The organism is Rhodococcus sp. NPDC058521, from assembly GCF_042719695.1.
Lineage (GTDB): Bacteria > Actinomycetota > Actinomycetes > Mycobacteriales > Mycobacteriaceae > Rhodococcus_F.
The window spans coordinates 382,192-394,352 of sequence record NZ_JBHXNL010000002.1; the positions used below are offsets into that span (position 1 = coordinate 382,192).

Below are 12,161 nucleotides of genomic sequence, written 5' to 3' on the forward strand. Positions count from 1 at the left end.
CCGGATCCACAGCTGCGGGTTGTCCGGTGACGGTGCAGAACTGCGGACGCACATTGACCTTCAATTCAGCGCCCGAACGCGTGGTGAGTTTGTGGCAGGCACCGACGGAGATGCTGTCGGTGTTCGGTGTTCACGCCTCCAGCCTGATCAACCCCCTGACTGGGCGCCCCACATCGTTCGTGCCGACCACACTCAGGAGAATCATGACCGACAACCACGTCAGTGACCACACCGATGACCCTGCTGCACAGCACGCCTGGGAACGATCCGTCACCGCACGCGACGCGCCCGCCGCGCGCCCGGGCGTGACCTTCACCACCGAGGAAGACGTGGTCATCGTCGTTCACCCAGGATTCGACACCCTCGACGCAATCGGTCCCCACTACTTTCTGGCGTCGATGCTCGGTGCGACAGTGCATGTCGCGACCACCGGTGCCACCCGGACGGCGGCCATCAGCGCGGGAGGCCTGGCAGTGATGCCGACGACGGCACTCGACGACGCCCCGCCCGCGCCGACAGTGCTCCTCGTACCCGGAGGCGACACCGGTGTTCTTCTCGCCGATGCGGCCGCGATGTCAGCCATTCGCCGCAGCGGGCACGGTTGCGAGCGTGTGCACCGGAGCGGTCGCGCTTGGCGCACCGGGACTGCTCGACGTCGGCGCGCGACCTCGCACTGGTCGGTACGGCACCTGCTGAGTGGTTACGGTGCAACGCCGGTGGACGAACGTGTTGTCGAAGACGGAAACGTCATGACCGCAGCCGGCGCGACCTCGGGAATGGACCTTGCGCTGCGCCTGGTCGGCCGACTCCGCGACGACGACGCTCGCTTCCTGTAGCTCAGCGCCGAATACGCTCCACAACCAACCTTCGCACAGGGACTCCCGACAAGGCCGGCACCGAACTCACCTCGCTGGCGCGTGACTTTTTCGCCCCTGTCGAGCACGGCTTACGTGCCAGGTAGGCCTGGCACGAATCCGGAGCTTTCGCCGCCGGGACCGCCGCAGAGAGGGCGCCGCTGGTGGGGTAGCTCGAAACCTGCTGAATGAAGGACTCTGCCGCGATGGCTGTTCGGATTCAGCCGAGCGTCTTCACGATCCAGTCGATTCCGGCGGCCACCGCATCCCGCGCTTCGGACCTCTCGTCGAACACGTCGAAGCCGTGTTCTGCGCCGGGAACGAGGTTCACGGTGACCGGTATGCCCGCCTTCTGTGCGCGCTCGACAAACGCCTTCTGATCGGGTGCGAATATCGGGACTTCGTTCTCGACGACGGTGAAATACGTTGGAACGGAGCTAGCTCCGCTGATCACCTCGTCCACGGTGGGCCACTCCGGGAACTCGTCGGCGGGCAACATCGGATAGGTGAGTTCCACGCAGCGAAGCCAGGGCTCCGGCTTCGCGAGGAACGGGTACGACAACACCCCGCCGCCCGAGAAGAACCAGAGACCGACCTCGTCGCCGTCGGCCTCGGGCTGATTTCGTAGTACCTCGACGGCCTGTGCGACCGTGGCCACGGCTTGGGGAACACGCAGCCCCTCGGTCAGATCGTGGTCGATCACGGCGGCCACCAACCCTCGTCGCGCAAGATGGCTTGCGTAGTCACGGAAGAAGCTCGACTGTCGCGGCATCACCTCGGGGGGTTCGGCAAACAAGCCGTGGAGGATCAGGACGCACGGCGCCGGGCGTTCCGTCTCGGGCAGATATACGTCGAGGTTTCCACGCGTGACCGCGTCCACCGGGTCTACTGGAAGAATCATCGAGGGGTCGGCGAAATCGGTCATGGGAGAGGCCTTTCGCGTTGGCGCGGTTACGAACGTCACCACGAACCTACGTCCTCAACAGCCGAGGCTCCATCGATTTGTCAGGCCGTCGCTCCTGTTTACCGATGACGGTACTGTAGGCCCTCTTCGAGTTCGCGGAGCCGTTTCGACGCCTTCTTCAGGCGCTTGTTGCGAATCGGCATCCGACTCCTTCACCGCTTCGAAGACCGCTTCGTCGTTGTCACTGAAGTCCAGGATCATGCGCGGCACACCCAATGTCAGGATCAGCGTGGGCCACACGACCCACGCGTGGTCCCGACCGACCAGAACCTGATGTACGAGGAAAGCGACGAGCCTGGCACCGATGATGATCCAGCCGACCGACTCCACCAGCTGTCCTCGTCGACGTGCCACTATGACGCGCGTATGAGCGGAGCGAAGGCGTCCAGAAACGCGTTCCAACCCGCACTGGGTCGTAATGCCCCGGGCGTTCGGGGCCTGGGGGTATCACTTCGGCCCGCACCTCCGACATTCATTCGGCGTCAGAGGGCTTGTTCGCCCTGAAGCTCCACGCCACTGCCATGGTTTCATCAAAGTATCTCTGTCCCACGGGGGACAGAGCGTCCCAGGATGCCGGCGAGGGGCGCCCACCGGGGGCACCCCTCACCAGGACTACTGGCGCTTGCTCTGGTAGCGATGCACCGAGAGCGGAACGAAGATCACGAGGATGACCACGACCCAGATCAGGGTGTATGCGATCGGGTTCTGCATCGACCAGACGTCCGCTACCGGGATCGACGGGTCCGTGTTGCCGAACAGTTCGCGAGCTGCCTGAGTCACGGCAGAGACCGGATTCCACTCCACGAAACCTTGCAGGAAGGAGGGGAACGACTCGAGCGGCACGAACGCATTGGAGACGAACGTGAGCGGCATGATCACCATGAACGAGGCGTTGTTGATCACCTCGACGCTGGGCACGAGCAGGCCCACATACGCCATCACCCAGCTGAACGCGTAAGCGAAGAGCAGCAGTAGCGCGAATCCCGCGACCGCATCCATCAACGATCCACGGATTCGCCATCCGACCAAGAGGCCCGTCAGCGCCATGATGACGATAGACACCAGGTTGTAGGCGATATCGGACACCGTCCGGCCGATCAATACGGCTGATCGAGACATCGGGAGAGATCGAAAACGGTCGATGATGCCCTTCTGCATATCCTCGGCCAGTCCCGCCCCGGTGTACACCGAACCGAAAATGACTGTCTGAGCGAAAATTCCGCCGATCAGGAACTCACGGTAGTTGACGCTGCCGCCCGGGTCGATCGCACCGCCGAACACGTACGCGAACAGCAGTACGAACATGATGGGCGACATCAGAACGAACACCATCACTTCTGGCACTCGCTTGATCTTGATCAGATTTCGCTTCGCGATGGTTCCGCTGTTCGAGATGGTGCGGGTCAAGGTGGCGGTCATCGGGTCGTCTCCTTCACACGAGCGCCTGCTGCCGAATCGGTATCGGCGTCCGGGGCACTGTCTTCTGTTCCGTGACCGGTGAGGGTGAGGAACACATCATCGAGCGTCGGACGCCGAACACCCACGTCGAGGACGCCGATGCCTTCCGAATCCAACCGTCTGAGCAGCCGCATCAGCGCCTCTGCCCCGGCATCGACCGGTGCCGAGAGTTCACGTGTCGATTCGTCGACCTTGACCTGCCCGGTTGTGATCGCGGCGACGGCTTCGCGTGCAGCCGGAAGGTCTGCCGCCTTCGCGACCACGAGCTCCACGTGGTCGCCCCCGATATTGCGCTTGAGCTGGTCGGCGGTGCCCTTGGCAATGGCTCGGCCCTGGTCGATGACCACGATCTCGTCGGCGAGACGGTCCGCCTCTTCGAGGTACTGAGTGGTGAGCAGGAGAGTGGTCCCGCTGTCGACCAGTTCTCGGATGACGTCCCACATGCCGATGCGGCTGCGGGGGTCGAGTCCGGTGGTCGGTTCGTCGAGTACCAGCACCGGGGGTGCTGCCACCAGCGCGCCGGCGAGGTCGAGGCGACGCCGCATACCGCCGGAGTACGTCTTCGACGGCCTGTCCGCGGCATCCGACAAGTCGAATCGATCGAGTAGTTCCCTTGCCCGACTACGCGATTCAGCCCTTCCGAGACCGTAGAGCCGACCGATCATGTCGAGATTCTCGAAGCCGGTCAGATACTCGTCGACCGCTGCGTACTGTCCCGCGAGCCCGATTCGGGATCGAACTCCATCCGGGTCGGCGAGAGCGTCGACACCCGCAATCTCGACCGATCCCTCATCGGGTTCGAGCAGCGTGGTGAGAACCCGCACCGCCGTCGTCTTCCCCGCCCCGTTCGGACCCAGCAGACCCAGCACACTCCCCTGGGGAACATCGAGGTCGAGCCCGTCGAGCGCGCGAACCTTCTTGTAGTGCTTCACCAGCCCTCTGGCGCGAATCATATGCGCAGCCATGGGTCCACCTTCCTTGTTCAGCGGTTCGTGTTCCGAAGCGTACGACCTGGGTACGACAACCCCGGAAAACAGGGTATGCCGTACGCAGAGCATTACCGAGTAGAGTGTACCCAGATAATTGGTCCACCCGCCAGGAGGTTTTCGAGCATGAGCCTCACCGACTCCACATCGGTCCCTGAACAGCCCGAACGCCTGCTTCGCTTGCTGTGGGCACCACCGAGTGCGGGCAAGAGAGGACCGAAGCGAGCCTTCACGCGCGACGAAGTGGTCGCTTCTGCGGTCCGGCTCGCCGACGCATCCGGACTGTCCGAATTCTCGATGCGGGCAGTAGCCGAGACGCTCGGAATGGGAACGATGTCGCTCTATCGCTACGTGCCGGGCCGCGACGAGCTGCTCGCACTCATGGTCGACGCGGTCATCGCCGAGACCTCCTTCGCCCACGAAGGCGGGGAGAGTTGGCGCGATCAGCTGGAGTTCGCCGCCCGCGGAGACTGGGACCTGTACTGCCGCCACCCGTGGATGCTCGAACTGCCCCTCGACCGCATCTCGATCGGACCCAACGCCACCGCACGGCTCGATGCCGCAGTTGCCGCAGCTTTTTCCACCGGGCTGACTCCACGGCGGGCCCTGGACGTGTACTCCGCCATCGACCACATCGTCCGCGGATCGGCCGGCGCGGCAACCCAGAACGACCAGTTCATCCGGACGACAGGCGTGGGCATCGAGCAGTGGTGGGAGCAGCAGGCCGTCCACCTCGACACGTTGATCGACTACTCCCGGTTTCCCGCCCTCCTGACCGCGATCGAGAGCAACGCCTTCGGTCCCGAACAGGGCAGCACGAACACCTACCGTGACAGCTTCGAATCCGCGCTCAAACTGCTCCTGGACGGGGTGGAACGAGAAATCTCGTCGAAGGCGCAACAGCGCACGACTCCCCGGTAGCCACCGACCGGCGGACGAAACGTAGCCGATCGGCGGATGCCGGTCGCGGGCACGGTGCACGACGCTGATGGTATGTCACTCATCGAAGTGCTCGACCTGCACAAGACCTACGGATCCACGGCAGCCGTGGACGGTCTGACCCTGAGCGTGGACGAAGGCGAAGTGGTCGGCATCCTCGGCCCCAACGGATCCGGTAAGACGACAACCGTCGAATGTGTTGCCGGACTGAGGCGCCCGGACGGAGGATCGGTGCGCGTGGCGGGCCTGAACCCCACGTCCGACAGGCGTGCGCTCACGCGGTTGCTGGGAGTACAGCTCCAGCACGCCGGTCTCCAAGCCAAACTCACCGCACGTGAAGCCCTCGCGTTGTACGCCTCCTTCTACGAATCTCCCGTGGACGGAGCCGATCTCGCCGATCGTCTCGGCATCGGACACAAACTCGACGAGCGCTACGAGAACCTCTCGGGCGGTCAGAAACAACGTCTCGCAATCGCTCTCGCACTCGTCGGCAAACCCCGCATCGCCGTGCTCGACGAACTCACCACGGGGCTGGACCCGCGGGCTCGGCGAGGCGTATGGGAGGTGATCGAGGACGTACGCGACGGCGGCACGACAGTCGTTCTCGTCACCCACTTCATGGAGGAAGCGCAGCGTCTGTGTGACCGCCTGGTCATCGTCGCGGCCGGCCGAATCGTGGCGGAGGGGTCCCCGAGAGACATCATCGGCCGGACCGGCACACCGACTACCATGTCTTTCCTGCCGTCGACACCACTTTCGGAGCGTGACCTCGTGGCGATACCCGGCGTGACCGATGTTCACGCGCGGGCGAACGGGCACCTCGACCTGCATCTCACCGATCCAGCCGTGCTCGACGTTCTCGAATTCCTGAGCCGCCACGGGGTGATCCCGAACGGACTCCGAGTCGAGGACTCGACCCTCGACGACGCGTTCCTGAATCTGACCGACACGGATACTGCCTCGACGGTGCCGGATCGCGAGCTCGTTACCGATAGGGAGGAATCCTGACATGCCCGGCACCGCAACCGTCGTCCTGCGCACCGAACTGAAACTCTTTGCGCGTGAATCGGCCTCGATCTTCTGGATCATCGTCTTTCCGCCCTTGCTCATCGGAATACTCGGACTGGTCCCGGATTTCCGGAAGATCGACCCAGACACGGGCATCTCGACTCTCTCGCTGTACGTGCCGGTGACCTTCATCGTCGCCGCCCTGTTCGCTGCGGTGACGTCGATGCCCGCTGTCGTCGCGACCTATCGGGAGCAGCGCATCCTGCGGCGAATGTCCACGACTCCGGCTAGACCTGGCGACCTGCTCCGCGCCGAGTACGTCATTCACGGTGGGGCAGCACTGCTCGGTGGCGCGCTCGCCCTGATGGTGGCGGCGGTGTTCTATGGCGTCGGTCTCCCGGCGAACGAGTTCGGCTTCGTTCTCGTCGTGGCGTTGGTGATGGCTGCCGTGTTGGCGATCGGTGGCCTGGTCAGCAGTCTCGTACCGACGGCCAAGCTTGCGTCCGCCGTCGGCACCATGGCGACTTTCCCACTGCTGTTCACCGCGGGACTGTGGGTGCCGGTGTCGGTCATGCCGGATCTGTTGGCGGCAGTGGTGGAGTGGACACCGCTGGGCGCCGGGGCGCTCGCACTCGACGCCACTGTTGCGGGCGGCTGGCCGTCCGTGGGCCAAGTTCTCGTCGTTTCCGCGTGGGCGGTCGCCACCGGCACCCTCGCTGCGCGATACTTCCGGTGGGAGTGAGCCGAGGAGGCGTTTTGAGCCAGAGCATCGAGTTCGGCCGCAACCGACTCGACCGCAGGTGGGCGCGGATCGTGCGGTACGGCCCCTACGTGATGCTGGCACTGGCGTGTGTCGCCGCAACCCTGACCGCACACATTGCGCCGCTCGGGGACAGTTACGGACCCATCGTGGGCCTCGTGCTCGCGGCGGCGCTGCTTCATCGGATATGCGTCGATCGGCGGTGGGGCAGGGCCCCGGACAATCGGATAGGTGCGATCTACCTCGCGCTGCGTACCGTGATCGCCTTCGTACTGACCTGGCTGAACCCATTCTTCGTGTTGTTCGCCGTCATCGGCTATTTCGACGCCGACGAGCACCTTCCCCGACGGTGGAGCTGGATACCTCTGGTCGCGACAGCCGTCACGGTCGCCGGATCACAGTCGGGAGGGCTGCCCCCGGACAGCCTCGTGCAGGCGGCGATCTTCGTCGGGCTCGTCTTCGTGAACGTGGCGCTGGTGCTCGGATTGGCTCGGCTGGCCTGGGGTGAAGTGGACCGTGCGAACGAACGCACCGATACGATCGCGGAGTTGGAGCGCACCAATATGCGACTCGAGAAAGCGCTGCAGGAAAACGCTCGCCTCCAAGCCGAACTGGTCACTCAGGCACGGCAATCCGGGGTCCACGACGAACGTGAACGGCTCGCACTGGAAATCCACGACACGATTGCCCAGAGCCTCACCGGCATCATCACCCAACTTCAGGCCGCAGATGATGCCCGCGAGGAGAAACAGGCGGGCCGGCACAGACGAAGGGCGGCGAACTTGGCACGGGACGCACTGCGTGAGGCGCGAAGTTCGGTGCAGGGCCTCGCGCCGATTCCTCTGGAACAAGGGGGCCTCGAGCGTGCGCTGGAACGGGTCGTCGCCGAATTCTCGATCGATCAGCCGACCCGTACCGAACTGGTGGTGACCGGGGAACCCCAGCCGGTCCATGCGCAAGTGGAGGCTGCCGTGGTGCGCGTCGCACAGGAAGCGCTCACCAATGTCGCTCGGCACGCGGACGCTGGCCGCGTGGCCGTCACCGTGTCGCATCTGGAGGGCGAGATACTGCTCGATGTTCGCGACGACGGCACCGGATTCGATCCAGCGGCTGTTCGGAGCCGAGTGTCGGGGGGATTCGGCATTCCTGGAATGGCCACCCGCGCTTCGCGGGTCGCAGGCGAACTCGTGGTCGAATCGCAACCCGGTCACGGCACTGCAGTGTCGCTGCGCGTCCCGGCGGTGTCCGATGTCTGATGTCATCCGATTGCTCATCGTCGACGACCATCCAGTCGTCCGCGACGGCCTGCGGGGAATGTGCGATGCGTCAGAGGAATTCGATGTGGTCGGCGAGGCAGCCGACGGAACGGATGCGATCCGGCACGTCGAACGACTCGACCCGGACGTCGTACTGATGGACCTGCGAATGGCGGGTGGCAGCGGTGTGGAAGCGATTGCCGAGTTGACCAGGCGCAGATCCCGAGCCAACGTTCTGGTGCTGACCACGTACGACACCGACCACGACATCATGGCCGCGCTCGATGCCGGTGCAACCGGCTACCTGCTCAAGGATGCGCCGCGGGACGACCTCTTCGCCGCGATCCGGGCTGCAGCAAAGGGCAGGTCGATGCTGTCTCCTTCCGTCGCGACTCGGGTCGTCTCCCGCGTGCGTTCGGGGGCGGACGCGCTGAGCATCCGCGAGCAGGAGATCGTCGCGCACGTTGCCAAGGGCCGCTCCAACCGGGAGATCGCCGCCGCTCTCTTCGTCAGCGAGGCCACCGTCAAGACGCACTTGGCGCACGCCTTCGACAAGCTCGGAGTGAAAGACCGCGCAGCTGCGGTGGCCGTCGCCTACGAACGCGGCCTGCTCGGCAGCTGACTTCAGGCGGACTCAGACCCCACTGCCAATCACCGTTGAGCGTCACGACGAGGACGAGTACGACGAGCACGACGACCGCAGGTATGACCAGCGTCCACGTGCGTTTACGGCCGGGTTCCTGAGCGCGCGGCCGATCGGACGGCGTGGGCTCTTGGTGAGTCATATATGCAAACACCTTCGTGGGTCACAGCGTTCACCGACTTCGGCGTGCGTCTGGTTCGGCCGAGTACCCAGCGTGATACTCCGTACACACTGTGTGAACAATTCGCAGAATGGGCATTCGCCTGACGCAGACGTGACGAGGAGGGTCGGACGTGGGTGCATTGCAGGACTTCATCACCGGAGCCGCCGGCTCCGTATGGGTGTACTTCGCCTTGCTGGCCGTGTGCATCGTAGATGCCTTCTTCCCTCCGGTACCCAGCGAATCCGTGATAGCAGCACTGGCTGCGATCGGTAGTTCGACCGGACAGCCCTCGGTCTGGCTCCTGGTGGTCGCGGCAGCAACAGGCGCCATCATCGGGGACAACATCGCCTACACGATCGGTGCCGCCATCGGAACGGACCGCTTCGCCTGGATGCGAAAACCGCGAATCGAGAAGACTTTCGCGTGGGCTCGGCGCTTGCTCGACACACGCGCTGCGGTACTCATCGTCACAGCGCGCTACATCCCCGTGGGCCGTATCGCGGTCAACATGGTCGCTGGTGCTACGAAGTACCCACGGCGAAAGTTCTTTCCGTTGACCGTTGTCGCCGGAATCACCTGGGCGCTGTACTCCGTGGCGATCGCGACCCTGTTCGGTCGGTGGCTCAGTGATCAGCCGCTTGTCGCCGCCGCCATCGGCATCGCCTGCGCCGTCGTACTGGGCTTCGTCATCGATCGTGTGGTGCAACACTTCTTCGCCGCCGGCGACGCTCAGGACCAGTCCGAATCGAGAAAGGCACGCCATGACGCAGGACGCGAACACCACCCGGACAGATCAGCTCGAGTTCCAGAATCCGGTCACGAGGTACCCGACGATCGAGCCACCGGAGCAGCACCAGGCCGAGCCGGGGCTCGACGAGCAGATGGACCCGAAGGCCGACATCGGTGAATTCTCGTACCGGGGTACCGGCCGCCTGGTGGGACGAAAGGCCCTGGTCACCGGTGGCGATTCGGGGATCGGAGCTGCCGTCGCCGTCGCGTTCGCCAGAGAGGGTGCCGATGTCGCGATCAATTTCCTCGAGGAAGAGACACCAGACGCCGAGAACGTGGCCCGAATCATCACGGCATCCGGGCGCAAGGCGGTGACGCTACCGGGAGATCTGACGGAGGCGAACGTCTGTCGGCAGGTGGTCGCGGCTGCGGCCGAGCAGCTCGGTGGCCTCGATATTCTGGTCAACAACGCCGGCAAACAGATCGCGGTGCCGAGCCTCGACGAACTGACCGACGAACAAGTCGAGACGACCTTCCAGACCAATATCCTGGCGATGTTCCGCACCTCTCGCGCAGCACTCGCACACCTGCCCGCCGGCGCCACAATCGTCAATACGACCTCGATCGAGGCGTATCAGCCTTCACCCCTCCTTCTCGACTACGCGTCCACCAAGGCGGCGATCAACAACTTCACGAAGGGATTGGCAACCCAGCTGGCAGAGACGGGCGTTCGGGTCAACGCGGTGGCGCCCGGGCCGATCTGGACGCCACTCCAACCCAGCGACGGACAACCGAAGGAGAAGCTGCCAGAGTTCGGCAAGAGCACCCCACTCGGTCGGGCCGGTCAACCTACCGAACTCGCGCCTGCCTACGTCTTTCTCGCGTCGCCGGAGTCGAGCTACGTGGTCGGCGCGACAATTCACGTGGACGGCGGCATGCCTACCCCGTGACGGTCGGTATCGTCACCGAACCACTCGAACAGGCTGTGGCGCAGCCCTTCCTGATCATCTCCGGTCCAGACCACGTGCCCGTCCGGACGTAGGAGTACCGCAGCCGCGTCGAGGTCCTCGCTGACGTCGACGACGTGATCGACCCGATTCGACCATCCTTCCACCGAGAGTCGTCCGGTCTGATCGAGAAGGAGCCCGCGACCCTTGCGCATCTGTTCGTAGAGTCGACCACGTTTGAGCGGGAGGTCCCGTAACCGGCGGCCGAGGAGCTCCGGACCGTCACCGAAGTCGTAACGCACTCCGACCGCGATGATCTTCTCCGTCAGGTATCGGTTCACCTCGTCGAAGTCCATCAGTTCCGACACCAGTCGCCGCGCGGCCTGGGCACTCGGATCGACAGACGTCAACAGCATCTGCACGCGGGTGTTGTCGAGAACCGCTGCGGCGACCGGGTGCCGTTCGACCTCGTAGGTGTCCAGCAGTCCGTCGGGCGCCCACCCGTCGATCACCGCGGCCAGCTTCCAGCCGAGGTTGAACGCATCCTGCACACCGAGGTTCAGCCCCTGCCCACCGATCGGCGGGTGGATGTGTGCCGCGTCCCCCGCGAGAAACACGCGACTCACCCGGTACCGCCCGGCCTGCCTGGTTGCGTCGCCGAATCGAGACAGCCAGCGCGGCGAGTGCGCACCGAAGTCGGTGCCCGCGACCGCCGACAATTGTTCCTTCAGCTCCTCGAGGGTCGGGCCGGTCCGCCGATCCTCGGCGACCTTCGCGGCGGGAACGATGACGCGATAGGCCCCGTCCCCCAGCGGCACCGCGCCGCATCGCACCTGGGTCTTGCGGACCGCCTCGTTCACGGCCTCGACCTCTTCCGCCGTGGCGGACAGTTCCACCTCGGCCAGAAGCGTGTCGGACCGGCTCGGCTCACCGGGAAAATCGACGCCGAGCAACTTTCGTACGGTGCTACGTCCACCGTCGCAGCCGGCCAGATAGGTCGAGCGCAATTCGGAATGATCGGCAAGGCGCACGGTCACCCCATCATCGTCCTGGTTCAGGCCGACCAGCTCACATCCACGCCTGATCTCGACGCCGAGTTCTGCCGCATGCTCGGCAAGCAGTCGATCGGTAATCGTCTGCGCAATACCGAGCACGTAAGGGTGCGCGGTGTCGAGGTTCTCGGGTGCCGGTTTGCGGATACCCGCGAAGAACCCACCGACCGGATACTTCTTGCCGAGTGCCAGGAAACGTTCCAGCAGCCCCCGCTGGTCCATGATCTCGATACTGCGAGCATGCAGCCCCAGCGAACGGACCACCCTGGTCGGCTCTTCGTCCCTGTCCAGAACGAGCACGTGAACTCCGTGCAGTCTCAACTCTGCGGCAAGCATCAGGCCGGTGGGACCCGCGCCGGCGACGATCACATCGAACATGGATCACTCGTTTCCCTCGTGGTG

Annotated in this window: 12 protein-coding genes; 8 read left to right on the forward strand and 4 right to left on the reverse strand. The window is 64.5% G+C overall.

Annotation, left to right across the window (positions count from 1 at the left end):
* The first annotated feature begins 203 nt into the window (after positions 1-203).
* A complete protein-coding gene (locus ACFWO3_RS06020) occupies positions 204-836 on the forward strand; it encodes a DJ-1/PfpI family protein (RefSeq protein WP_378574808.1) in 633 nt (210 codons plus the stop codon).
* 238 nt (positions 837-1,074) lie between these two features.
* On the opposite strand, the gene ACFWO3_RS06025 is transcribed toward ACFWO3_RS06020, so the two are convergent.
* The 3 genes from ACFWO3_RS06025 to ACFWO3_RS06035 all read right to left on the reverse strand — a co-directional run bounded on the left by ACFWO3_RS06025 (position 1,075) and on the right by ACFWO3_RS06035 (position 4,241).
* Positions 1,075-1,779, reverse strand: coding sequence for an alpha/beta hydrolase (locus tag ACFWO3_RS06025; protein WP_378574810.1), 705 nt, complete (start codon positions 1,777-1,779; stop codon positions 1,075-1,077).
* 651 nt (positions 1,780-2,430) lie between these two features.
* A complete protein-coding gene (locus ACFWO3_RS06030) occupies positions 2,431-3,237 on the reverse strand; it encodes an ABC transporter permease (RefSeq protein ID WP_378574812.1) in 807 nt (268 codons plus the stop codon).
* Positions 3,234-4,241: an ATP-binding cassette domain-containing protein gene (locus ACFWO3_RS06035; RefSeq protein ID WP_378574814.1), complete on the reverse strand. Its 1,008-nt coding sequence runs from the start codon at positions 4,239-4,241 to the stop codon at positions 3,234-3,236. The genes ACFWO3_RS06030 and ACFWO3_RS06035 overlap by 4 nt, the downstream gene beginning before the upstream one ends.
* A 147-nt stretch (positions 4,242-4,388) precedes the next feature.
* Between ACFWO3_RS06035 and ACFWO3_RS06040 the strand changes: the two genes are divergently transcribed.
* The 7 genes from ACFWO3_RS06040 (at position 4,389) to ACFWO3_RS06070 (ending at position 10,710) form a co-directional block, all read left to right on the forward strand.
* Positions 4,389-5,183, forward strand: a complete 795-nt coding sequence (locus ACFWO3_RS06040; protein WP_378574816.1) for a TetR/AcrR family transcriptional regulator — start codon at positions 4,389-4,391, stop codon at positions 5,181-5,183.
* Between the two features lie 72 nt (positions 5,184-5,255).
* Complete coding sequence (locus ACFWO3_RS06045) at positions 5,256-6,209, forward strand: ABC transporter ATP-binding protein (protein ID WP_378574818.1); 954 nt, start codon at positions 5,256-5,258, stop codon at positions 6,207-6,209.
* A 1-nt stretch (position 6,210) separates the two neighbouring features.
* On the forward strand, positions 6,211-6,951 hold the full coding sequence (locus ACFWO3_RS06050) for an ABC transporter permease (protein WP_378574820.1): 741 nt from the start codon (positions 6,211-6,213) through the stop codon (positions 6,949-6,951).
* Between the two features lie 14 nt (positions 6,952-6,965).
* Positions 6,966-8,225, forward strand: a complete 1,260-nt coding sequence (locus ACFWO3_RS06055; RefSeq protein ID WP_378574822.1) for a sensor histidine kinase — start codon at positions 6,966-6,968, stop codon at positions 8,223-8,225.
* Entirely contained in the window at positions 8,218-8,847 is a 630-nt protein-coding gene (locus ACFWO3_RS06060; RefSeq protein WP_378574825.1) for a response regulator, read from the forward strand. Before ACFWO3_RS06055 ends, ACFWO3_RS06060 begins: the two co-directional genes overlap by 8 nt.
* A 314-nt stretch (positions 8,848-9,161) precedes the next feature.
* Entirely contained in the window at positions 9,162-9,938 is a 777-nt protein-coding gene (locus ACFWO3_RS06065) for a DedA family protein (protein ID WP_378574827.1), read from the forward strand.
* A complete protein-coding gene (locus ACFWO3_RS06070) occupies positions 9,865-10,710 on the forward strand; it encodes an SDR family oxidoreductase (RefSeq protein WP_378575015.1) in 846 nt (281 codons plus the stop codon). Before ACFWO3_RS06065 ends, ACFWO3_RS06070 begins: the two co-directional genes overlap by 74 nt.
* On the opposite strand, the gene rox is transcribed toward ACFWO3_RS06070, so the two are convergent.
* Positions 10,680-12,137 carry a rifampin monooxygenase gene (rox, locus tag ACFWO3_RS06075; RefSeq protein WP_378574829.1) on the reverse strand — a complete coding sequence of 486 codons (1,458 nt, stop codon included), beginning with the start codon at positions 12,135-12,137 and terminating at the stop codon, positions 10,680-10,682. The genes ACFWO3_RS06070 and rox overlap by 31 nt on opposite strands.
* Positions 12,138-12,161: the final 24 nt, after the last annotated feature.

Bases quoted from the DNA above. Each gene is read 5' to 3' on its own strand.
- ACFWO3_RS06020 (WP_378574808.1), top strand. From the start codon at position 204: ATGACCGACAACCACGTCAGTGACCACACCGATGACCCTGCTGCACAG.
- ACFWO3_RS06025 (WP_378574810.1), bottom strand. From the start codon at position 1,779: ATGACCGATTTCGCCGACCCCTCGATGATTCTTCCAGTAGACCCGGTG.
- ACFWO3_RS06030 (WP_378574812.1), bottom strand. From the start codon at position 3,237: ATGACCGCCACCTTGACCCGCACCATCTCGAACAGCGGAACCATCGCG.
- ACFWO3_RS06035 (WP_378574814.1), bottom strand. From the start codon at position 4,241: ATGGCTGCGCATATGATTCGCGCCAGAGGGCTGGTGAAGCACTACAAG.
- ACFWO3_RS06040 (WP_378574816.1), top strand. From the start codon at position 4,389: ATGAGCCTCACCGACTCCACATCGGTCCCTGAACAGCCCGAACGCCTG.
- ACFWO3_RS06045 (WP_378574818.1), top strand. From the start codon at position 5,256: ATGTCACTCATCGAAGTGCTCGACCTGCACAAGACCTACGGATCCACG.
- ACFWO3_RS06050 (WP_378574820.1), top strand. From the start codon at position 6,211: ATGCCCGGCACCGCAACCGTCGTCCTGCGCACCGAACTGAAACTCTTT.
- ACFWO3_RS06060 (WP_378574825.1), top strand. From the start codon at position 8,218: ATGTCTGATGTCATCCGATTGCTCATCGTCGACGACCATCCAGTCGTC.
- rox (WP_378574829.1), bottom strand. From the start codon at position 12,137: ATGTTCGATGTGATCGTCGCCGGCGCGGGTCCCACCGGCCTGATGCTT.